Consider the following 22,392-nt stretch of genomic DNA (forward strand, 5'->3'; position numbering starts at 1 on the left):
TGATTGGATTAAGTGACACGCAGCTATTAATAAAATAGCCGTAGATTTATTAAAAAAAAGCGACTAGCTTCGGGTAGTTGCTTTTTTTATGTCTGATTTATTGTTTATAGCGAAGTCAGCGCTTAGCAGAAAATAGGACCGATTTAATGCTGTTAAATAGGGTGCTTGTTCAAAAAAGATGAATAATTGTGCTGTCGTTAATTGAAGTCATCTAAATTGGGCTAACAGCCTTGGATTAATAAGTGATGCACCTCTCAAATTACAACATGATACACGTTGTAAATACATATTTTTCTTTTGCAGGAGTATGGTTTTAGTTAATTGGCAAAGTAAAAAAAGGAACGGGTATGACGGAACAATGGAGTGTGCGAAAATCATGCGCAATTGTGATGTTGGCTGTAGCGCTGATAGCGCTGTTTTTTTACCTGAAAAGTTATCATGATATGTTTGGCATCGTTACTGACTGGGTGTTAAACACGCTGTGAACGGCTTGATGACTGGCTGAGCTTTACGTTTCATGCAAACGTACTCGCTGCTGCTTGGCACGCGGTGCTTAAGTCCTTTACAGTGTAAGACTAACCGTAATTATCGTTATTAGATCGGGTTAACGGAAACTCAATGCGTAAACTAGCTGCGCTGCTGCCGCTGGTACTGGTTCTCAGTGCTTGTAGCAGCAAGAATATCGAGCCGGAAACGGCGGCTGAAGCGTTAAAAAAACACAATTCCGGTGGTTTTGTTTTACAACCGGAGCATACGCTGTATCTGGAAAATGGCGATTATGCCTATAACCCAGCTACAGGGCAGTTCATCGACAAAATGGTGCGAGAGCATGGTTTTGATCGCCAGCAACTGGAAAGTGTCATGTCACAGACCAAACGTCTGGACTATGTGCTGCGCCTGATGGATCAGCAAGCGCCGACAAAACGCCCTCCGAGTGGGCCAAACGGTGCATGGCTGCGTTATCGCGGTAAGTTCATCACGCCGGATAACGTGCAAAATGGCGTGCAGTTCTGGAACCAATATCAGGCAGAGCTCAAACGTGCCGAAGCTGTGTATGGCGTACCGCCAGAAATCATTGTCGGTATCATCGGTGTTGAGACGCGTTGGGGTCGGGTGATGGGCAAAACGCGCATTATCGATGCCTTATCCACACTGGCTTTTTCCTATCCACGTCGTGCCGAGTATTTCAGTGCCGAGCTAGAAACTTTCTTGCTGATGGCGCGTGAAGAAGGCAAAGATCCTCTGACTTTAAAAGGCTCGTTTGCTGGGGCGATGGGCTACGGTCAGTTTATGCCATCAGCCTTCCAAAACTATGCCGTAGATGGTAATGGCGATGGGCATGTTGACCTGTGGGATCCGGTGGACGCGATTTTCAGCGTCGCCAACTATTTCCGCGGTTATGGCTGGACGCCAGGCGCGCCCGTGGCGATCCCTGCCAGTGGCCAAGCACCAGATTTAGACCACGGTTTTAAAACGCGCTACCCAGTTAGCACATTAAACCAAGCAGGCTTGACGCCAAATGGCTCGTTACAGGGTCACAAAGAAGCCAGCTTACTGCGCCTTGATGTGGGCAGTGGTTATCAGTATTGGTATGGATTACCGAATTTCTACACGATTACGCGTTATAACCACAGTACGCATTATGCCATGGCCGTATGGCAATTGGGTGAGGCGGTTGGCCGGCAGGCACGCCAGCAATAATCGGCTTTAATGAAATAGGCAGGATGTGTTTCGCATCCTGCCTGATGATCGAAAGGGCGTGCTGCGTGGTAATCAGCGGCAATCTTTACGGACGGTAAAGCGCAATTTAGAACAGACTGGCACCAATATTCACAGACATACCCAGTACCGCCATATTGAAGAAAAATGATATGACGGATTGCAGTAATACCACCTTCCTCATCTCTTGCGATCCAATACACACATCCGCCGTTTGTGATGCAACCGCAATCGTAAATGAGAAGTACATAAAGTCCCAGTAACTTGGGATTTGTGTGTTATCAGGGAACAATAACCACGGATTCTCGGTATCGTTGTTGGAGTAAAAGATATGGGCGTAGTGCATGGTAAAGGCCATGGGCAGCAGCAACCAAGAGGAGAGCAAGGTCGAACCGGTGATCATCAAATGCAGCAATCGCTCATCACCATGCATTTGACCTGCGGTGGCAAGCTGCAGAAGCATCACCAATACGCTGATACAGCAGCCAATGATCACAAATAAGATCACCATCTTCGCACTTTCATCTTCTCTGCGCGTGGTTCGTTGAATATCGCGTCCTTTACGGTTGATTATTTTGATTAATAAGAAGCTGATATAAAGCCATGCAAAAATATTCCAGCTAAAGGTGAGACGCATCGTGGCCGAGAAATAGGGCAGTAGAGCAAAATAAAATAATACTGCCATTGATAGGGAAAATAAAAACTGCGGACGAGAGCGCAGATAAACGCGTATCTTACGATAAAGATGGTGTATGTGATGACTCATTGAAGATCTCGTTTTACCGGTATTGGAACCATTTTAAAATGTATAACAACTGTTGGCAGGGTAATGATATCTAGGCATCCCTGCAAACACTCTCTTGTTGCAACCTATTATTCACACATCCTCTACAGTAAAAATGCCAAGGTAGCTGCAGATTACAAATTTGCTTAGAAGTACGGTCTTCTCAAAGCGTCAGTGTGATGTCTTGTTTGATCTCTTCATCCACCCATTGCAGCAACTGCTTGATAGCGCGTGACAAGATTTGGTTTTGCCGCACGATATAGCCTAACCGGGTGCCGGGAAAGTGCGGTAATGCGGCGGTGGGCGAAGTCAGTTGGCGTTGTGGGCGCAATGAAAAAGACGGCACAATCGCGGTGCCGAACCCTGCCTCTGCCCAATCAATTTGTGCATCAACACTGCCCACTTCCATGACCCGATAGGTTGGCAAGCTCAATTGATGCAATGCCGAGTCAATAAGCGCGCGGGTACGGGTATCGTGTCCGAGTAAGATTAGCGTTGGGCACTCGCTGGTGGCGGTATCGGTTGAGCTGACAGACGCGCTATCCAGCCTGTCTTCGAGGCGTTGCGGGCTTTGACTTTCTGCCGTTTGTGTTGCGGTCACTGCATCCGGTAGCATCGGCGCCTCGCGCAGCATGGCACTATTTTGACCCAGAGCGCACCATTGTACCGGCTGCAGTGGTGTGAAATGCAAAGGCTCACTGCGCTTTTGTGCTAGCACAAATCCCAAGTCGGCCTTGCCGCTACGCACCAATTCTGCGGCTTGATCCGAGGTGGTGTTATACAAGGTCAGATCAATGCCGGGAAACTGCTGTTTAAATAACTGAAAAGGGCGAATTAACAATAAGCGTGAAATGATATCACTGGCGGCAATGGCCAACGTACCTTGACTAAAATCGCCCAGCGCATTGAGGTCAGATTGACATAGCTGCAATTCACGTAAGGTGTTTTCGGCGCTCAGCAGCAGACGTTCTCCGGCTTGTGTCAGACGAAACGGATTACGCTCAATCAGTTTTACCCGCGTTGCGCGTTCTAAATTTTTGATGTGCAAGCTGACATTGGGTTGGGTCATGTGCAGCTCGGTGGCCGTTTGCCCAAAATGCTGCAATCTGGCCAATGTAGCAAAGGTATTCAGCCAGTGGATATCCAGCATCATTGCCTCCGGTGCTTGTAACTTAGTGTTTGGGTATGTGCCCGCACTGTTCTCGGGCTGATACATGCGTGTAGGTAGTATATCGAGAAATGCTCTCTCATATGAAAAAATTATTGGTTTGATAATTATAATTAATTTTTCTAATTCACGAGGCCGCCGTAGGATAACCTCATTGCTTTCAAGGAGAATTGATTATGTCGTCTGTTGTTGTAGTAGGTGCTAACTGGGGTGATGAGGGTAAAGGTCGGATCGTTGATTATCTGGCAGATCAAGCGGCGGCCAGTATCCGTTTCCAGGGTGGTAACAACGCCGGTCACACGGTGGTAAACAGCTTCGGTACCTTCAAGCTGCACCAACTGCCAAGCGGCGTATTCAATCCTAACTGTCTGGCCGTGCTTGGCCCTGGCATGGTGATCAGCCCTGAGCCACTGTCTAAAGAGCTGGCTGAAATTCAGGCTGCCGGTGTGAATGTCAATCTGTGCATCTCTGATCGCGCTACCTTGTGTCTGCCGCTGCATGCGCTGGAAGATACCTTGGAAGAGGTGCGTCTGGGCTCTGGCGCATACGGCTCGACTCGTCAGGGTATTGCGCCAGCTTATGGCGACCGCGTGATGAAAAAAGGCATTCTGCTGGGCTGGCTGAAGCAACCAGACGTGCTGCTTGAGCGTATCCAATTCCTGCTGGATTGGAAGCTGCCACAGCTGAAAGCACTGTATCCCGATTTCGAGTTTACCCAAACGGCCCAAGAAATGGCGGATTGGCTGTTGGATGTCTCTGCGCCATGGCGTGATGCGATTTGCAACGTGAGCGAGCCATTAAAAGCACTGCAAGCCAAAGGCGACAATCTGCTGTTTGAAGCGCAGTTAGGCGCTGGTCGTGACTTGGTATACGGCGAATATCCGTGGACGACGTCTTCCAACGTAACCGGTGCTTATGCAGGTATTGGTAGTGGTCTGCCAGCACTGCGTCCTGAGCGTATCATTGCTGTGGCTAAAGCGTTCAGCTCTTCTGTGGGTACCGGTACACTGATCACTGCTATGGAGCATCAAGATGCATTCCGTGAAGCGGCGAATGAGTTTGGTGCAGTTACCGGACGTCCACGTGATATGGGTTATTTTGACGCCGTGGCAACTAAAAACGGTATCGAGATCCAAGCGGCAACAGAAATTGCACTGACCAAGCTGGATTGCTTGAGCGGCATGCAAGATCTGAAAATTTGTGTAGCTTATGATGGCGACCACAGTGCTAACCCAATTTGGCCGCAGACTGCCGCATTAGCGCCAGTGTATGAAAAAATGGCTAGCTGGCATGAAGATATTACCGGTTGCCGTACCTTTGAAAGCTTGCCAAAAGCTGCACAAGATTACGTGCTGCGTATTGAAGAGTTGATGGGCGTGCCAGTGAAAATGATTTCTGTGGGCCCTGAGCGTGCACAGATGATTGAGCGTTAATTGATATTTGCTTAATCTAATTTAGATAAATAAAAAAGAAGTTCTCCCTTGGGTGAACTTCTTTTTTTTACGCTTAAAATCAATACGGGTGACAACGCATGAAGCATTTTGCGATGACCTGAGTATTAAACCATCAGGTGTATGAGGGCAGCAGTAATGATTTTAGGCGTAAAAAGTACGCAAACTTCCATGATAGATAAAATTAATCCGATCAGCAGGGTAACTTGTACCAGTATTATTGCGATAGGACTTAGCTCATTCATCGACGCTAAAAGCATACATCACCTTCCATTGCTTATGTAATACGACTTTTACATCATGATAAACGTTTCCCTAGCAATAATATAACACATTGGGTCTTCTTAAAGTGAAATACACATTCAGCAAACCTTTGTTGCAGCCGATTAATAACTCTATAGATTAATGAATCAAGTTGTCGCATATTTGCTTTGACTAATTAAGCAATTCTTAGTGCAAGCTAAATTAGTTTAATTAATGCTTTCCTGTGATCCGTGTCATCTTACTGAATTGCAGTTCAGAGGAAAATTGATTAAGCGCGTCAAAAATAACCGGTTCATTAAGCGGTTTAGTGAGCACAAAATTACAACCGGCTTTTAGCATCGAGTCTTTGGTTTCTTTATAAGCATCTGCTGTGCAAGCAAAGACCAAGGTGTTTGCAATGCGAGGATTGGGATGTTTTTTGATTGCCATGGTGGCGGAGATCCCATCCATCACGGGCATATGATTATCCATAAATATGACATCAAATGCTTCTTGTTCGAGCAGATCAAGACATTCTTGTCCATTTTCTACACAGGTTACTTGATGTCCTTTTTTGCTCAAAAAGGTCTTCAAAATAACCGTATTCACTTTATTATCCTCCACGATAAGAATATTCAAATCGTCAATCATAGAGCCGACGGCAAGGCTTTTTAACGGACGCTGATTTTTGCCCATTGCCATATGTACATCAAATTTGACCTCCGTTCCTTGGCCGACTGTACTGTCAATAGCAATGGTGCCATGCATCAGTTCAACTAGCTGCTTCACAATAGCCAGCCCGAGACCTGTTCCACCGTAAGTTCGGCTGGTACTGCTGTCTGCTTGGGTAAACGGGTCAAAGATAGTCGCAATGCTATCGGGGGCGATCCCAATCCCGGTGTCGGTTACCCGGCAAAATAAGCGAAAGCCATTTTCGGCAAAGGAATGGCAAGGGTATTCAGCATCAAAGTAGATGGCCACTTCACCTTTTGCGGTAAATTTAATGGCGTTATTGACCAGATTGAACAAGATTTGCCGAATGCGTGATTTGTCGCCGAACAGCCAAATATCACTGGGTACCGAGGAATAGATAGTGAACTCTAACCCTTTTTCTTTTGCCAGCGGCGAGTAGGTGGATACCAGTGAGCCGACCACATCATTAAAGTTAAAATGGTAGTGATCGATTTTTAATTTTCCCTCCTCAATTTTTGAAAAATCCAAAATGTCATTAAGGATAGACATCATGTGGATCCCCGAATCATAGAGGCTATTTAGGTGCTGAGTTTGTTCTTGGCTTAACGGAGTTTTCATCAACAGCTGGGCTAATCCCAACACGCCGTTCATGGGCGTACGGATTTCATGTGACATGCTGGCCAAAAACGTTGATTTGACTTTGTCGGCACGAATGGCATTTAAACGCTCTTGATTCAGGATTCGGATCCGCTTGTTGATTTCATGCACCATGATGTCCATCTCGTCACCGGCATGCAGAAATTGATTTTTGAGCGATACATCCTGTTTGGTTTGGGTCAAATCGTGCGTGATTTCTTCAATAGGTTTTACCAGCCAGCGTGAGATTGCTTGATAAAGGAGGTACAAAAATAACAACGTGATCGGGACTGCAATAAAGATTATTTTTTTGATGATCGCAATGGCTTGCTGATCCACTTTATCTTTTGGGTAAGTGGCTAAAATTTGCCAGTCGCCACTGTGCGATTTAGATGTGGTTAACAGAGCATTAGGATCGGGAATAGCGTCTTGCCCTAAAATATTGTGCCCGTGACGGTCAATAATATAGAGCTGGCCACCAAAGTTGGTTTGTTCTTTTTGGATAGTTTCAGAGAGCTTTTTCAGCGAAATATCGAGTGTTACCACTCCGCGAAACTGATCATCAACATAGTAGGGTTTGGACAACGTTACCATACTGACGTTCGTCACAGGGTCAGTGTAAGGATCTGACCATTCGACAATATTTGGCCCTCGATACTTCACGCCAGCATACCAAGGCTCGTGAAAATAGTCTGGTGCCTGTGGGTGGTTGTAGTCCTCTAAAGACTTATAGCCGGCGTGATTGGCATTGTAAAAAATGGAGGATTTATATTGATCGCGGTCTAGAGCAAAAGGTTCTGGCCAGATCCCGCCACTGATAATAAACGTATTATTGTTTAATGATGTCAGCAGGGTATGGGTAATCTGGCTCAGAAGTGTTTTGGCCGGATATTCTGCGGCAAAATCGGCTAACGTGTTGATGGTTGGCAGTAGGCTGTCTAAATCTTGGTTAATCTGCAACGAAACGGTATCAGCTTTATTGGTGATGGTTTCTTTCGCGTGTAAGTAGAGTGGGGTTGTAATAAAAAAATAAAAGCCAATCGCAATAATACCGAGAAACAGCAAGGTATAGGCGACAAAGAGTGTGATGACCTTTTTTCTGATAGTGTTAAATCCAAGCATCACGTTCCCTCGCGCAAACTTGCTCGCTTTCAGTATAAACATTAAGCAATGATATTAAAGAGAATAGAAAGCTTTTCTCATTGTGACGAGATGATTTATTCCATGATGCGGCGCAGACATCAACTGTTTAATATCGTTACATACAGAGATGTAGAAAAATGCTTAAGTATCAATAGCCTGTATTTTTTGATTTCTGTATATCTTGCACAGGGTAATCATATGAAAGTCATTGCAATCCCAGGAAAAGTGCCTGCAACAAAAACGTGGATCCGTGAAGTAGTCGATGCGGCGAAGATCCCATCACTGGATCTCTATGTACATAGCTTTACTGCTTGGCAACATCCAGAGGCTGATTTCAATTTGGTGGCAGAGCTGCCATACATGCCAAAAGCAAACTGTGATGTGGTAGTAGCCAAGTCAATTGGTACATTGGCATCTCTTAAATCACCGAATCTGGAAGCTAATCACGTCATTTTTATTGGCGTAGCCTTGTCACTGTACTCTGAAAGCGACAAACAGCTTCTACAGGAGATGGCGGCGAGCAAGCCGATGCTGGTAATTCAACAGACGGCGGATCCTTTTGGGACATTTGCCGAGCTTCAGGAATTGCTTGGCCAGCACGCAACCTGTGTCGAGGTTGCTGGCAATGATCACCTGTACAACGACGTTGATGAATTGGGCCGAATTATTCACGGTTGGCTAGCGTAATTACTTAGGAAAAAAAAGCTGCCGGATAGTCTGGTACGTCTATCTGGCAGCTTTTCTTTTTTATACATGTAGTTTTATATGTGTAGCGATGTGCGGTAACAGGCGACTGGCTATTAGATAAATACTTTCTTCCAGCACATGATACTGAACAGGAAAAAGGCGGCACCTAATATCCCGTAATCCCACGTTTCTGTCAGTTCGTCATTTGTCAGTACAGAATGCTGAAACACTGTGTTACCGGAATGGTAAAACATCATCAGCGATACAATAAACATGACACAACCAATCAGTTTACTCAGACCAAACTTGGTGGGGAATACGCCGAGTTTGTGGTTCTTTCGTTGACTTAACATTATTATTTTCCGAAACAGTGTGTGCTAGGTGTAAATACGTTGTGTAATTATTTTGATTAGTAAAGTAAACATTACACTTTAGCGGGTTGGACGATATTTTGAATGCCAAATATCTATTCCATTTTGGCGAATTTTATTCCTTGCTTTTTCTAGCATGAAAAGTATGCGGGTGCGCGCCAATAATGTAATTAAATATGTCTTATGACGTGATGTATCATTATGAAAGTGCCTGCACAGAGCGTGCAGACACAAGGTGATGAGAGTTATTCGCTAGCGGGGATGTTGAGTGCATTCAGCTCTTGTTCACGCAGCTCAGCAAAGGCGCTATTAATGGCGTGACGCGCTTCGTTACGGTGTGTTTTCGGCGGTAACTCAAGTGTGCGTATAGAAAAATGTACACTGTTATCAGTTGGTTGACCGACGCCCATTAAACCTAAGTTATCTACCTGCAGTAATACGCGCTGCTCCACAATTGTGGAGCCACTGAGCATAGTTTCAGGCAACATGATAACAAATTCATTATAGCCGTATCGAATTGCCGTATCGCGCGGACGATATAATGCTCGGCGCAAACATTCGGCAGCACGCTCTAGCAATTGGCCAACGGCATATTTGCCAAAGGTGTACTCATATTGCTTGGTGTTATTTAAACTGATGAGTAAGAGGCTTAACGGTGTGCTATTGCGTCTGCCTGCCGCTAATTCAACTTCGAGTGCTTGGTCAAAGAATTTACGATTTTTCAATCCGCACACGGGATCCAATAAACCTGCAATATCCAAATCTTTGCGTAATTGCTCTTTATCAAATTGATGGCGTATTGCACGCTTAAACCAATGTTGCAATTGCCACTGAAGCATCGGTAACAATACGATCAATAGCAGTGCTTGTGTTATTCCACTACTACCGGCATCGGAGAAAAAGAAGAGGCTACTGAAAAGAGCAGGTAGGAGCAGGGTGTAGCAAGCAAGTGGATAGATTGAGAAAAACATCACAGCAAGCAAACTACTGCTTAGAATCCCTAACTGTAGGATGTGGTCGGGATAGACCTTGACCAACAGTGGAGCCGTAATCAGTGTCAACAATCCACTGCCAATGGCGCATACGGTAGCATAATACGGAGCATGAACGGGTTCGGGTAACAATTTGGTGCCCACGAATCCACACAGTAAACCAGACAAAATAAACGCAGAGAGCAGGGTGTAGATGCTGTAGCCCCAGATGCTTAGGTTGAGCTGGGCTGAAATATGCCAGGCAATAAAGTAAGCCGCAAACGTGTTGAGAAAGAAGACAATTTTGCTGCCGCGCAGCAACTGGTGATCACGTGCGTGATGATAATACTGAGTGTACTCAGGATTTATGTCATGGCTGAGGGTCATAAAATAGCCGTGCCCGGTTTTCTGTAAATTAAAAAAGAGGCTAATTATAAAGTAATCATTCAGTTACCACGACTGCTAGTCGGTAATTATCGATTAAGATCGCAGCTGCAATGTCATCACCATTAATATTAAGTCATCATACAAAGTGGTTTAATATTAGATTCCCCATTAGCACATTCACATAACTCTGGAAAAAGATGTGTTTATTCTCATAATTTCGTCAGTATTTACAATCCGTTGCATCTCTCTATTTTCAATAATCCGCATCTGATCCTACACTCAGAGACAACAAATCAATTGGATATTCTGGTGACTTTACCGGGATATCACCATGGAGTAGTAACTATGTCTAAGCAGTTTCATGACCTAACCTCCGAAACAAGTAAGATTTGGGGCAACCACGTATCAGATCCCGAAGCACCGAAAGGCTTTACCTTTCGCTCAACCTACCCAACGAATCCGGATGGGGTTGATGTGATGTTGGAGCAGTGGGAGGCGGGCGTTTATGAAGGCCCACATTTCCACCCTGGTGATGATATGACGGTGGTTGTCGAAGGTAAGATGTCAATTCAGTTTTACCTAGAAGGCGAGCACGGCTTAGAAAAAGACGGTGAGTTATTGATCCTGAATCAAGGTGAAACCGGTTATATCCAAGCTGGTCGTATTCACGATGCAACCTACATTGATCACTGCAAACTGGTCTATGTACACGACAAAGCGTTTGGCTATAACGTCGTAGAATAAAACGCATGCTTGAGGATAGCGCGGAATCACTATCCGCGTTGTCCTCTTTGTGTTTCGTGTCTTACCGATTTTATTTTTACACCACATCAACGCTTCAATCTTTCTGTTACCATCCGATTCATTGGCAATTCTTGCATTGAAACGCGACGAATATAGCGCATTACGGTTTGATCATTCCGCCACCGGCCTAAGCGCATTATTTCATGCACGCTAGCACCGTATACAAACAAGTCTATTGCGGCACCGACTCGGGCGCTATGGCCAGTCCACGTTTGGTAGCGAGAGGCATCTGCTGCGTGAATTGAATTTTGTAATTCGGCTCTAGCATCAGGATCAATTTGCCAATAAAAGAAGCGAAAAATATCATCCACGGTGCGACCTGACAGTTTTTTGCAGTTCTCTTCGCTATGGAATAACTCACCATTTTTTTTCAAACGCCGAAACAAATAACCAGAAGACGAGAGTGGTAAGCCAAAATGCGTCATATAGCGGTGTAGCCACTGTGAACAGGGTTCACTCAGCAAGACTTCGTTATCTTCCAGCGTTTTGGTGGTTTTCGTTTTTCTTACGCGAATGCTGTATTGGTAACCGGGTAGTAAATCATTACAGCGAATGTTGACCAGTTCAGACTCGCGTAACAAGCTTTCGTATGCGATCCACACGAGCAGCAAATCGCGCATCAATTTTGGATCGTCCGTATCGGCAAAAATCTGTAGCAATAACTCCAGATCATGCAAACGAAACGGTTGTGCCTGACCAATTTGCTCACCGGCATCCAGTGCGCGGTTCGTGGCGCGCCGCATAGCCCATTGAACGTGGGTGTGTTGCAGTAAAGAAGGAAAACCCAGTTTTTTATTCTTAAAATTCAATAAATTGATGTAAGTCTGTACCGAATTAAGCGACATGCTTTCCGATAACTCATCAATGTAGCGACACAAAATATCGGGCCAAATCGGATACAACAACAGCTGCTGTTCGTGCCAACATTCAGCTGGCAAATCAGTCTGCTTAGCTAACCAATGCGCCCAATGTTTTTCGGCAAAATCCACCATCCGCAAGGTATTGGCGGAATAGGAGTCTTCCGCGTAACGCGTGAATTGCTGATGAGCGGTCGCCATTCCACGCAGATGCGCGGGTAATGCATTGAAACTTTGCCGTTGCGACAACGCCTGTTGATGCTGAGATAAGGCCATATTTTGTCCGTTTTAAAGCGATTATATTTCGCGAATTAGGTTAGCCTAACTTTTTCAGATTTTACCATATCGTACCAATAACTTCATATAATTTACATTATATGAAGTTATTATAATGCAGAGCGGATGATGAAAAAACGTGCATGCCGCGAGCTTTGTGTCACTGTTTGAGTGTTTACCACAGCGCTTCTCACTTAATGGGTAGCTTGGCATAAGCTGAATACAGCACAATAGCACAAATGCAAGCTCTTGCCTCTTGGCTTACCCAGTGTTGTTTGCCGTGTTAGTGGTTTTACTAGGTGGAGCTTACCCGAATCTTTTGTCCAGTCAGAAATAAGTGACGTTGTCACATGTATTAATGCTCGCACCCATTAGGTTATACGCTGAATACCGATAGGCAGCGGTTATGCTTGGTTACAACCCGTGTTGAAGTAGATACACAAAAAAGTGCCTACTTACATTCACGTGAGATGCTTTTGGCCGTTTTACCTGTCAAATACAGTATTGCATACGCTGACATCGTTTGTGTCACATGTTTCAAGGTACTGATTCTAATGAAAGACAAATTAACGGCCTATACGGTTGAGTTCTCAGGGCGCTTACAGGTCGCGCTGAACATTTCACTGCTGGTTCTTTCTGTGATTTTGCTGGCCTTTTTGTGCCGCGATCTGTACGAGCTGGTTCTTTCCTTATTTAATGCCAATACGTCATATAACTCTATTGAAGGTATTCTGGTCTATTTCTTATACTTTGAATTTATTTCTCTGATTATTATCTACTTCAAATCAAAATATCACTTTCCCCTGCACTATTTTGTCTACGTTGCAATAACAGCAATAATTCGAGCGATTATTCTGACCCATGATAATTCAGTGCATACGTTGATATATACATTGGCTATTTTTATTTTGGTTGGGATATTGTATATCTGTACATCAGATAGATTAAAAGATGAATAATATCTCACACACAGGATTTTGAATATAAGGCACCCTACAGGGTGCTTTTTTATGCGACATGATTACGATCACAGTTTTCTTCAACCGAGATAGCATTCATAGTGTCACTCATCAACATTTGTTAGACTCATGGCGCAAACGGTTACTTGACAACAATAACGAGCGTCGATATGAAATATATAGCATCATCTCTCCTACTTGCCTGCTGCTCATTCAGTGCTTTTTCTGCTACTCCTATTGATATCAAAACTGTTCCAGAAATAATGCAAGCGTTTGAAAAACCTGAAATCTATAGAAAGCGCACGGTAACGTTAGGCCGTCTTCCACAATCGGTTGAAATTGGGCAACAATTTCCCACTTACGTTTCTGATGGTAAGGGCGGCTACAAGCTGGAAACCACCAATAGGGTCACCGACAATGTGATTGTCGCGCGGATGCCTTTTGCGGTGGCGGGCAATATTTATAATGAATGGTTAATTCCTAAAGATAAGTGGCAAGAAACTTATGGGGAGCTGCCTACATCGACTAAATTTGAGCGTTTTAAAAGAATAAAGACGATTCAAGCGATTAAGATCGATGAGCGTATTTTGAAATTACTGAATAGCCAAGATGGAAAAACAGCGACTATTGCGGTTAGCTGGGATCCGAAAGGAATGCAGGTTTTCAAAAATGGCTATTTAGCCGAACGTGAATACGGTATTGCGCCAGAAGAGATGCAACAAAACTACGAACGGATAAAATAAGTCTCAAGGGTTTTGCATGATAAACCCGTGCAAGACCCTATTTTTCTCATTCACGCCAATGCAAGATGACGCTCTTGCTTGCCAACAATTCCGCTACTCAGTGCCCTCTTCTTTCTTACTGTAACTATCATCTGTATTAGCTAAACCGCAACTAAATGCACATCACGTAATCATAGCTTATCGTGTCACAGATGATTTACATATGCTTAAATCAGTGCTATTGACGATAACAGATGAAAGGGGTTCATTTTGTTGCTTACTCTGATGCATGCAATACAAAAGCATAAAGGCAAAGCGGGTTTGATTGCGATTTTTCTCTCTTGGGTCATCTTTACGACCGCGGCGATGCAAACTAACTTGTCAAATAGCCAAGAGCGCCCGACATGGGTGACGTATGCGTTTTTGGGAACGTCTATTTCTACTTCGTACATTGCCGTTTTGATCCGTGAACCTTAATTGATGAACGCGCGTTGAGGACAACCTATTGAAACTAAAACTAAAACACTCTTCTCCACTCCTCTCTTTAGGTGCATTGGGCATTGTTTATGCTACCGCAAGCGACTCGGCCCTGATGATCGCATTCACGGCCATCGCCTTGATGTACGCGGTATTTTCTGCGGTTTACTATGCTGAGCGAATTGCGCATAAGGTGGGAGAACCGCTGGGCACATTAGTGCTGGCTCTGGCTGTAACGGTCATCGAAGTTGCGCTCATTATCTCTATCATGTTATCCGGTAGTGGCGACGGTAATGCTGGCGATCTCACCTTGGCCAGAGATACCGTGTTCTCTGCGGTAATGATTATTCTTAACGGCATTATCGGCTTTTGCCTGTTCATTGGTGGTGTACGCCATAATGAGCAAGGCTTTCAGGAGCGTGGCGCGAGCACGGCCATTGGAGTTTTGACGGCCTTATGCGTTTTAACCCTCGTACTCCCGAATTTTACCAGCTCTGCGGATGGTCCGGTGTTTTCATCATCGCAGCTGGCTTTTGCCGGTATTGTGTCGCTGGTTCTGTATTTGTCGTTCATTTTTATTCAGACGGTTAAACATAAAGAGTATTTTATGTTTAGCTCGGTTGAAGATGAGGTCAGTATTGAAGAGGAAAGCCATAGCCCTGGTGGCTGGTTAGTCCTAGATATTTTTGCGTTGCTTGTGTGCTTAGTCTCAGTGGTGGGTTTAGCAAAATTGCTTTCTCCGACATTAGAAGCGTTTGTTTCTATCATTGGCGCGCCACAAGCGGTTGTGGGGATTATTATTGCCGCCTTGGTATTAATGCCGGAAAGTATTTCCGCATTTCGTGCGGCCAGAGCTAATCAATTACAAACCAGTATGAACCTCGCATTAGGCTCCGCATTGGCCAGTATTGGGCTAACTATCCCTACTGTTGCAGCAATTTTTATCTATCTGGATCAACCGCTGACTCTGGGTCTGAATACCAAAGAGACAATCATGCTGGCGTTGACTTTATTGGTAAGCACCCAAACCATTAGCACCGGTAAAACAACGCTCATGCAAGGGGTTACCCACATCGTGTTATTTGCTACTTTCTTGTTTATGTCGGTGTTTCCATAGCATTCAGCAATGCACTAGCATGCATAGCCATGATTTATAAAATAAGGTGCCTTAGAGCACCTTATTTTTTTCATGATTTTTATGTGTAAGCTTTGCCTGAGTTCTTACTGCTAAATATCGCAGAAACAAATTGAAATACATCGTCAATCACGTGACGCCACTGGGTTTGTTTGGTGCCATTTAATTGTTAATTGGTGTTATTTAATCCAAATGATTAAACCGTTTGAACAGGCTTTCAGAAAACCTTATGAATTGACATCACTGTTAACGTATACTCATAAAAAATATCATCCACTTTGTTTTATTTCTTACTAGCTTGCTAAAAAAGAATGATTGAACTCGTTAAAAAAAGTCTACTTAGTCGGATTGTCATTGCCTTTTTTGTTTTTATTCTGATGATTTCGGTCGGATGGATGGCAATTGTATGGCAAGCAAAAACTGAACTAAAACAAGAAACTGAACGTAGGTTGCAGATTGCAATAACCCAGTTTGATTATATTTTTGAGCGAGCAGAGCAGGCCGCTAACAATATCGCTTCGTCAGCAGACCTAAGCTGTTCTGATGCCATGGTAAAGAAGATGCTTTATCAGGTAATCACGATTCCTTATGTCAGGAATGTAAATATTGCTTTAAATAATAATATTTATTGCACGATCCTATCAGGGAAAAAAAATTCTGATTTTGAGCTAGCCAATTATTACGAAGGCAAATTGTATTTGATGAATGGCAGTTCAGTGACGCCAGGATCACCGCTGGTAGCCTTTCGCCAAACAGGACCTGAAGGGCTTGCTGTACTGGTGGGTATTGATGGTTTGTATTTGCATCAGACGCTGAATTTACTCAGCAACCACTTACAGATAGTGGTACGTATTGGTAATAAGTGGATGACCTCTGATGGCGCTGTGTATAGCGGCCCTTTACCACAGAAGAAAATTACCCAAGTTATGGAGTCTGACCACTACCCGTATGAGGTACTGACGCAGATCTCCAGTCGTAAGCTGCTTTGGTACGCCATCAATAACTCTCATGCCAGTATCGCTGTCTTTATTTTGATTGGGTTGTTGTTCGCGTACATTACTTACCGTTATCTCAGCCGAGTGGTTTCACCGATTAGCATGCTGGCGCGTGCAGTAGAGCAAAATGAGTTTGTCCCTTACATGCAGCCGATTGTACGTAGCCAAGACTTTGGTTTGCATGGCTGTGAAGTACTGATGCGTTGGCAACATCCGCAATTAGGGTTGATCCCGCCGAATCAGTTCATTCCATTAGCCGAAGAAAGTGCGTTAATTGTTCCTATGACGCGTAGCCTCATGCATCAGGTGCGTACCATTTTCGCGGCGCAGGCAGCGCTGTTACCGCCCAATTTTCATTTTGGCTTTAATATCAGCTATACCCATTTCAAAAATAAAGACATTGTGACTGATTGCCGTGATTTTCTGGCAGCCTTTCCACAAGGCGCGATCACGTTGGCGCTGGAAATTACTGAACGTGAAATGATTACTGACAACCCGATGACACGTGAAATTTTCACTGAATTACACGAATTGGGCATTTTGTTTGCGTTAGATGATTTTGGCACGGGTAACTCTAGCCTCTCCTACTTGCAAACCTTTCACATCGATTCGCTGAAAATCGATCAAATGTTTATCAAGATGATTGGAGAAAATTCTCCCGCAGAACATATTGTGGATAATGTGATTGATTTAGCGAATCGCTTGAAGCTCATTACGGTAGCTGAAGGGGTTGAAACCATGACGCAGATTCGTCACTTGCAAGCACTGAATATCAATTTGTTACAAGGGTATTTCTTTGGCAAGCCTGTCACGTGCGCCGATTTTATAAAAAAACATCTGGTCGACAAAATCCATCAGTAATTTGAAATCAGCAGCTACATGATATAACAGTTAGTTTTAAATATTTTTTAAAGATGCATTCATAATGTCATGTAGCTACGTTGTTTGACATGCATCAACAACAGAATAAATATTCTTCGCATAATACTAATTATGCTTTGGCGTAATGCTGTTGAGTGTCAAAAAGGAAAAGGATTACATATCATCATGTTATTCTGAGCGTGCTTTGCCGCAAAAGGATCTATTTATAGAGTGAATAGCGCTATTCACCTGCTCATCTATAAACATCAGTAACTCGCAGTAATAATGTCACAGCAAAACCTGATTAACGTAACGGTGTGGCATATATAAAAATACCAGCTACGCTGTAAAGTGACACCCATAAACAAGAAGCTGCGGGATACCATCTTGGCTACAGATACTCATCTCTCATCGCCATCAAAACTGGCGTACCAATTGATTTTTGATCAATCGGGTAAAATTACGCGATGTCATGTCTCATCAGAGCATGCTTCGCATGCGACTCAAGCACTCGTTGCCCCGAGTGAATCAGACGAACCGGTTAAAAACGCACAAGATTTAGACGAGCTATACCAAAGTCTGGATATCATTTTCAATATGTCGATCAAGACGGTTTCTTTTGCCGCTACTCCGGCTTGTTTTCGCTCGGTCTATTTTAAGAAACTGCGCAAGCTGGCAGCCAAAGGCTGCGAGTTAGGTATTTCCTTTATTTTGAAAATCCCAACCACTTCAATACCACATAATGCACTGCAGTCGGTCAAGCGGCAGGTTAAAAATAGCAATATCGTTGTGCAAGAGTGCCAAGACGAATCGGCGGATAATACTGAGCGAGCTTCACGTCCCTCTTCGTTGAACTGGTTATACGGCTATACCTCACTATAACCCATACGTCACGACAAGCGAAAAGCCCTGCCGGATCTTTGACCTTTCGATTCCGGCATGGCTACCCGTATAATGGCGCATCTCTGTTATATATGATGAATCAACTATGGGTCGCGCAACACGTCGCCGTAAACTCTTTATTGCACTGATTATCTTACTGATTCTGGTGAGTCTTATTTGGGGATTTTGGCCAAGCAGCGATAAGCAGACTTATCTGACCACTACAGTCGCCAAACACCATATTCAGCAAAGCGTACAAGCCACTGGCGTACTGCAAGCCTATGAGCAAGTGGATGTTGGTGCACAGGTTTCTGGGCAAATCACGCGCCTGCTGGTAACCGAAGGTCAGCGCGTTAAAAAAGGTGACTTGCTGGCGGAAATAGATCCGAAATTGGCGCAGAACAAACTGTCCGCAGCCGAAGCCGATCTCATCAAAGCACGGGCGACGTTGCAAACCCGCGAGGCGCAGCAACGTCTTAATCTTCTGAATTTACAGCGCCAGCAAAAAATTTATGCACGCCAAGCCGGTTCGCAAATCGATTTGGACAACGCAATCGCCAACGAGGCAGTGAGCCGTGCCGAGGTCAGTACCGCACGGGCGGATATTACCGCCGCAGAAATCAATGTTGAAACGGCAAAAACTGAATTGGGTTATACCCGGATCACGGCGCCGATGGATGGCACAGTACTCAGTTTGGTCGCTAAACAGGGTCAGACTTTGGTGTCTACGCAGCAAGTTCCCACTCTGCTTAAACTGGCTAATCTGGATACCATGACGGTCAAAGCGCAAATTTCTGAAGCTGATGTCGCGCGGATCCGCGCAGGAATGCCGGTGTATTTCACCCTGCTCGGCGATCCAGATACCCGCTATCAGGGCGTGCTGCGCAGTATCGAATTAGCACCCACCAATATTAATGATGCCAATACGACCACCTCTGGTACCACCAATAATGCCGTTTACTACTACGCACAATTTGAGGTGCCGAACCCCAAACACACATTACGTGTGGCGATGACAGCGCAAGTCACCATTGAATTAGGCGAGCGCAACGATGTATTGACCATTCCTCTATCGGCAATCACCGGTACGATTAGCGGTGATAAAGCGGAAGTGTATGTCTTAGAAAATGGCAAGAAAGTAGCTCGGCCAATTACCTTAGGCTTGCGTAATGATGTTAATGCCGAAGTCACCAGCGGTTTGCAAGCCGGTGATGAAGTGATTATTGGCAGTGAATTGCCAACCTCAAACGGTATGCCATCAGATGAGGAGAATCGCTGATGCAGCCGCCATTGATCGAACTACGCGGTTTATCGCGCAGTTTTAGCCACGGCGATCAGCAGGTAACGGTTTTACAGCCACTGGATCTGACGATTCATGCTGGTGAAATGGTCGCGATTGTCGGCACCTCAGGCTCGGGTAAATCGACCTTAATGAATTTGCTCGGCTGTCTGGACCGACCGAGCAGCGGACACTATTTTTTCCGCGGTCAAGATACTGCGACCTTAGATGCGTTAGGGCTTGCGGACCTGCGCTGTCACCATTTTGGCTTTATCTTCCAGCGTTATCATTTGCTTCCGCATCTGGATGCGTGTGCCAATGTCGAGATCCCCGCTATCTATGCAGGCCAAGCACGCCAGCCGCGACGTGAGCGCGCCATGCAACTTCTGTCGCGCTTAGGCTTAGCGGAGCGCATGCACCATCAGCCTGGTCAGTTATCCGGTGGTCAGCAGCAACGCGTCAGTATTGCGCGCGCGTTGATGAATGGTGCCGAAGTGATCTTGGCCGATGAGCCGACCGGCGCGCTTGATAGCCAAAGTGGGCAAGAGGTGCTCTCTATCCTTAAAGAGCTGCATCAGTTAGGTCATACCGTTATTCTGGTCACCCATGATCCAGCGATTGCGGCCCATGCGGAACGGATCATCGAGTTAAAAGATGGCCGCGTGATCCGTGATAGTGCTTCGCAGCCTGCAAATTTGCCTACACATACTGCCTTGCGCGAGCTACCAGCAGAAGACATTACGCAGAACATTAGCGCCGTACAATCTAAGCCACCTGAGCTGACACCCGATACAACCGCAGCTCGACGTAGCAATAATACGCTCGACCGTTTGCAAGAGGCGTTTCGGATGGCGTGGCATGCCATGCGTGCCCACCGGATGCGGACATTTCTCACCATGCTCGGGATTATCATCGGTATCACGGCAGTGGTCAGTGTGGTGGCATTAGGTCAAGGCGCACGGCAAAAAGTCATCGATGACATCAATGCCATGGGCACCAATACGATTGATATCTTCCCCGGTAAAGGCTGGGGCGATGAAAATGCCTCTGCAATCCGCACATTGAATGAACGTGATTTACGGGTGTTGCAGGAACAGCCATATTTGAGTGGTGCATCACCGAAAATAACGTCGGCGGCGCAAGTGCGCTGGCGTAACAAAAGCCTAAGCGGCTCGCTGTCTGGGGTTAGCCCAACGTTTTTTTCGGTTACCGGTTTGAAACTGGTGCAAGGGCGGTTATTTAACGCCCAAGACTTGTCGCAGCAAGCGGCAGTGGCGGTAATTGAAGAAAAATCGGTCCGTAGCTTGTTTGGTAAAACCGATCCGGTGGGTCAAGTGGTCGTCACGGGCAATATGCCACTACAAATTATTGGCGTTGTGCGCGAGGAAAATCGCTGGGGTGGCGCAGGTAATACATTGTCATTGTGGATCCCGTATACCTCGATGATGAGCCGAGTTATGACGCAATCGTACTTTTCACAAATTACCCTACGTGTGCGTGATGGCGTGTCGCCGCCGTTAGCAGAGCAGGCTGTGACCGAGTTACTTACTCGTCGTCACGGTAGCAAAGATTTCTTCACCTACAGCAGTGATACCATTTTGACGTCGGTGAAGAAAACCACGGCGACCATGACCTTGTTAGTCTCAGCTATCGCAGTGATCTCTTTGATTGTTGGCGGCGTAGGCGTGATGAATATCATGCTGGTTTCCGTGGTTGAACGCACGCGAGAAATCGGGATCCGGATTGCGGTCGGTGCACGTCAGAGTGATATCTTGCAGCAGTTCATGATTGAGGCGGTGATGATTTCGTTGGTTGGCGGTTTGATTGGCGTGGTGTTGTCTCTCGGGATTGGTGTGATTTTCGGCCTGCTGGTCAGCAGCATGAAAATGCAATTTTCCCTGTTGTCACTGTTTATGGCCTTTAGCAGTGCCACCTTAATTGGCGTAATTTTTGGTTACTTGCCAGCACGCAATGCCGCACGCCTTGATCCGGTGGATGCTCTTGTGCGTGAGTAATGAGTGAGTTCTTCCCTCCTTCCAGTTTAAAAGCGGCGTTATGCCGCTTTTTTCTCACTGATATATTGCTTCATTCATCACGGTCGCCAAACCATACTGAAAGCTTTTCCGTCGCCTGTTGCTTTACGCTCGCATCCAGATACAGCGATACGGACAATAACGCTGAGGCCAAAATGCTGATGTCATCGCTATAGCCGATCCCAGGAATAAAATCCGGAATCGCATCTAGCGGTAACACAAAATACGCCAGTGCAGCATAAATTGCGGTTTTCGCCCATTTTGGGGTGTCAGGCTTTTGCGCGGTGTAATATAGCCACAGGCATTTTTCTAGCACACTGTAGCCGGCTTTTTTAGCCACGCCTTTTAGCTTGTGCCAAAACCGGCGCTCGTTGAAATCTTCAGCGCACGCATAATCCTCTAACACCGGCTCACCAATACGTGTCTGCGCCGACTCTGTGGGCGATTTTTTCAGTAATTTCTGTAGACGCTGTTTAACCATTGCGTTAACGGTACCTTTCATACTGGGGAGTTCACTAAACCTTCTCCTCTCAGTATGCCTGATTTTTCACCGTGTTTAAGGTTCTATGATGCGGCAGCTAAACATTGCGCCATGGTTTGATGACCAAGCTGCGCCTCAATACACACTAACCATGTGCAGTTCTGCGGAAATTCACGTAAGTTAAATCCCCCCTCTTCCGCGACATGGGTATACACGTACAAGCTAATATCGGCCAGACAGTAATTTTCCCCCAGCAAGCTATACCGCTTGTGCAGAGCGCAAAACACTGTAGCGAAAAGACAATAAAGATCCTGATAAGCAGAGTTTAGCGATGATGTTTGCGCGCCTTTGGCGCGTGTAGGATTTATGAATTAATAT

18 protein-coding genes are annotated in these 22,392 nt (G+C 45.3%); 11 read left to right on the top strand and 7 right to left on the bottom strand.

Annotated features, from left to right (window positions below; translation table 11 throughout):
- Positions 1 to 618 precede the first annotated feature (618 nt).
- Positions 619 to 1,701 (top strand): lytic murein transglycosylase B, encoded by a 1,083-nt coding sequence (gene mltB, locus L975_RS05165; protein WP_010863143.1) that lies wholly within the window; start codon positions 619 to 621, stop codon positions 1,699 to 1,701.
- Between the two features lie 106 nt (positions 1,702 to 1,807).
- On the opposite strand, the gene L975_RS05170 is transcribed toward mltB, so the two are convergent.
- Positions 1,808 to 2,404, bottom strand: coding sequence for a DUF1345 domain-containing protein (locus tag L975_RS05170; RefSeq protein WP_081632844.1), 597 nt, complete (start codon positions 2,402 to 2,404; stop codon positions 1,808 to 1,810).
- 262 nt (positions 2,405 to 2,666) lie between these two features.
- The gene (locus L975_RS05175) at positions 2,667 to 3,653 is read right to left on the bottom strand and encodes a LysR family transcriptional regulator (RefSeq protein ID WP_047707541.1); all 987 of its coding nucleotides are present in this window, start codon (positions 3,651 to 3,653) and stop codon (positions 2,667 to 2,669) included.
- A gap of 194 nt (positions 3,654 to 3,847) precedes the next feature.
- Here L975_RS05175 and L975_RS05180 point away from each other — a divergent pair, with 194 nt between their 5' ends.
- Positions 3,848 to 5,104, top strand: coding sequence for an adenylosuccinate synthetase (locus L975_RS05180; protein WP_047707542.1), 1,257 nt, complete (start codon positions 3,848 to 3,850; stop codon positions 5,102 to 5,104).
- Between the two features lie 492 nt (positions 5,105 to 5,596).
- On the opposite strand, the gene L975_RS05185 is transcribed toward L975_RS05180, so the two are convergent.
- Positions 5,597 to 7,816, bottom strand: coding sequence for a hybrid sensor histidine kinase/response regulator (locus tag L975_RS05185; RefSeq protein WP_177326617.1), 2,220 nt, complete (start codon positions 7,814 to 7,816; stop codon positions 5,597 to 5,599).
- Positions 7,817 to 8,035: 219 nt separating this feature from the next.
- Here L975_RS05185 and L975_RS05190 point away from each other — a divergent pair, with 219 nt between their 5' ends.
- The gene (locus tag L975_RS05190) at positions 8,036 to 8,524 is read left to right on the top strand and encodes a hypothetical protein (protein WP_047707596.1); all 489 of its coding nucleotides are present in this window, start codon (positions 8,036 to 8,038) and stop codon (positions 8,522 to 8,524) included.
- Between the two features lie 113 nt (positions 8,525 to 8,637).
- Here L975_RS05190 and L975_RS05195 read toward each other — a convergent pair whose 3' ends face one another.
- Positions 8,638 to 8,877 (bottom strand): hypothetical protein, encoded by a 240-nt coding sequence (locus L975_RS05195; protein ID WP_010863149.1) that lies wholly within the window; start codon positions 8,875 to 8,877, stop codon positions 8,638 to 8,640.
- 263 nt (positions 8,878 to 9,140) lie between these two features.
- A complete protein-coding gene (locus tag L975_RS05200; protein WP_047707545.1) occupies positions 9,141 to 10,253 on the bottom strand; it encodes a diguanylate cyclase domain-containing protein in 1,113 nt (370 codons plus the stop codon).
- A gap of 345 nt (positions 10,254 to 10,598) precedes the next feature.
- Between L975_RS05200 and L975_RS05205 the strand changes: the two genes are divergently transcribed.
- Positions 10,599 to 10,997, top strand: coding sequence for a hypothetical protein (locus L975_RS05205; protein ID WP_039045013.1), 399 nt, complete (start codon positions 10,599 to 10,601; stop codon positions 10,995 to 10,997).
- 86 nt (positions 10,998 to 11,083) lie between these two features.
- Here L975_RS05205 and L975_RS05210 read toward each other — a convergent pair whose 3' ends face one another.
- The gene (locus tag L975_RS05210; protein WP_039045014.1) at positions 11,084 to 12,190 is read right to left on the bottom strand and encodes a tyrosine-type recombinase/integrase; all 1,107 of its coding nucleotides are present in this window, start codon (positions 12,188 to 12,190) and stop codon (positions 11,084 to 11,086) included.
- Between the two features lie 554 nt (positions 12,191 to 12,744).
- Between L975_RS05210 and L975_RS05215 the strand changes: the two genes are divergently transcribed.
- From L975_RS05215 to L975_RS05250, 7 genes are all read left to right on the top strand, one after another.
- Positions 12,745 to 13,149 (top strand): phosphate-starvation-inducible protein PsiE, encoded by a 405-nt coding sequence (locus L975_RS05215; protein ID WP_010863153.1) that lies wholly within the window; start codon positions 12,745 to 12,747, stop codon positions 13,147 to 13,149.
- A 170-nt stretch (positions 13,150 to 13,319) separates the two neighbouring features.
- Positions 13,320 to 13,892 carry a hypothetical protein gene (locus L975_RS05220; protein WP_010863154.1) on the top strand — a complete coding sequence of 191 codons (573 nt, stop codon included), beginning with the start codon at positions 13,320 to 13,322 and terminating at the stop codon, positions 13,890 to 13,892.
- Positions 13,893 to 14,376: 484 nt separating this feature from the next.
- A complete protein-coding gene (locus L975_RS05230) occupies positions 14,377 to 15,465 on the top strand; it encodes a calcium:proton antiporter (protein ID WP_047707548.1) in 1,089 nt (362 codons plus the stop codon).
- Between the two features lie 329 nt (positions 15,466 to 15,794).
- Positions 15,795 to 17,339 (top strand): cyclic diguanylate phosphodiesterase, encoded by a 1,545-nt coding sequence (locus tag L975_RS05235; protein WP_047707550.1) that lies wholly within the window; start codon positions 15,795 to 15,797, stop codon positions 17,337 to 17,339.
- Positions 17,340 to 17,726: 387 nt separating this feature from the next.
- Positions 17,727 to 18,221 carry a hypothetical protein gene (locus L975_RS05240; protein WP_039045018.1) on the top strand — a complete coding sequence of 165 codons (495 nt, stop codon included), beginning with the start codon at positions 17,727 to 17,729 and terminating at the stop codon, positions 18,219 to 18,221.
- A 106-nt stretch (positions 18,222 to 18,327) separates the two neighbouring features.
- A complete protein-coding gene (macA, locus tag L975_RS05245; RefSeq protein ID WP_047707552.1) occupies positions 18,328 to 19,500 on the top strand; it encodes a macrolide transporter subunit MacA in 1,173 nt (390 codons plus the stop codon).
- Positions 19,500 to 21,515, top strand: coding sequence for a MacB family efflux pump subunit (locus L975_RS05250; RefSeq protein ID WP_047707554.1), 2,016 nt, complete (start codon positions 19,500 to 19,502; stop codon positions 21,513 to 21,515). Before macA ends, L975_RS05250 begins: the two co-directional genes overlap by 1 nt.
- A 70-nt stretch (positions 21,516 to 21,585) precedes the next feature.
- On the opposite strand, the gene L975_RS05255 is transcribed toward L975_RS05250, so the two are convergent.
- Entirely contained in the window at positions 21,586 to 22,035 is a 450-nt protein-coding gene (locus tag L975_RS05255; RefSeq protein ID WP_230400781.1) for a YkvA family protein, read from the bottom strand.
- Positions 22,036 to 22,392: the final 357 nt, after the last annotated feature.

The sequence above is a fragment of the Plesiomonas sp. ZOR0011 genome (assembly GCF_000800945.1).
Lineage (GTDB): Bacteria > Pseudomonadota > Gammaproteobacteria > Enterobacterales > CAMTGL01 > Plesiomonas > Plesiomonas shigelloides.

Bases quoted from the DNA above. Each gene is read 5' to 3' on its own strand.
- mltB (WP_010863143.1), top strand. From the start codon at position 619: ATGCGTAAACTAGCTGCGCTGCTGCCGCTGGTACTGGTTCTCAGTGCT.
- L975_RS05170 (WP_081632844.1), bottom strand. From the start codon at position 2,404: ATGGCAGTATTATTTTATTTTGCTCTACTGCCCTATTTCTCGGCCACG.
- L975_RS05175 (WP_047707541.1), bottom strand. From the start codon at position 3,653: ATGCTGGATATCCACTGGCTGAATACCTTTGCTACATTGGCCAGATTG.
- L975_RS05180 (WP_047707542.1), top strand. From the start codon at position 3,848: ATGTCGTCTGTTGTTGTAGTAGGTGCTAACTGGGGTGATGAGGGTAAA.
- L975_RS05185 (WP_177326617.1), bottom strand. From the start codon at position 7,816: ATGCTTGGATTTAACACTATCAGAAAAAAGGTCATCACACTCTTTGTC.
- L975_RS05190 (WP_047707596.1), top strand. From the start codon at position 8,036: ATGAAAGTCATTGCAATCCCAGGAAAAGTGCCTGCAACAAAAACGTGG.
- L975_RS05195 (WP_010863149.1), bottom strand. From the start codon at position 8,877: ATGTTAAGTCAACGAAAGAACCACAAACTCGGCGTATTCCCCACCAAG.
- L975_RS05200 (WP_047707545.1), bottom strand. From the start codon at position 10,253: ATGACCCTCAGCCATGACATAAATCCTGAGTACACTCAGTATTATCAT.
- L975_RS05205 (WP_039045013.1), top strand. From the start codon at position 10,599: ATGTCTAAGCAGTTTCATGACCTAACCTCCGAAACAAGTAAGATTTGG.
- L975_RS05210 (WP_039045014.1), bottom strand. From the start codon at position 12,190: ATGGCCTTATCTCAGCATCAACAGGCGTTGTCGCAACGGCAAAGTTTC.
- L975_RS05215 (WP_010863153.1), top strand. From the start codon at position 12,745: ATGAAAGACAAATTAACGGCCTATACGGTTGAGTTCTCAGGGCGCTTA.
- L975_RS05220 (WP_010863154.1), top strand. From the start codon at position 13,320: ATGAAATATATAGCATCATCTCTCCTACTTGCCTGCTGCTCATTCAGT.
- L975_RS05235 (WP_047707550.1), top strand. From the start codon at position 15,795: ATGATTGAACTCGTTAAAAAAAGTCTACTTAGTCGGATTGTCATTGCC.
- macA (WP_047707552.1), top strand. From the start codon at position 18,328: ATGGGTCGCGCAACACGTCGCCGTAAACTCTTTATTGCACTGATTATC.
- L975_RS05250 (WP_047707554.1), top strand. From the start codon at position 19,500: ATGCAGCCGCCATTGATCGAACTACGCGGTTTATCGCGCAGTTTTAGC.
- L975_RS05255 (WP_230400781.1), bottom strand. From the start codon at position 22,035: ATGAAAGGTACCGTTAACGCAATGGTTAAACAGCGTCTACAGAAATTA.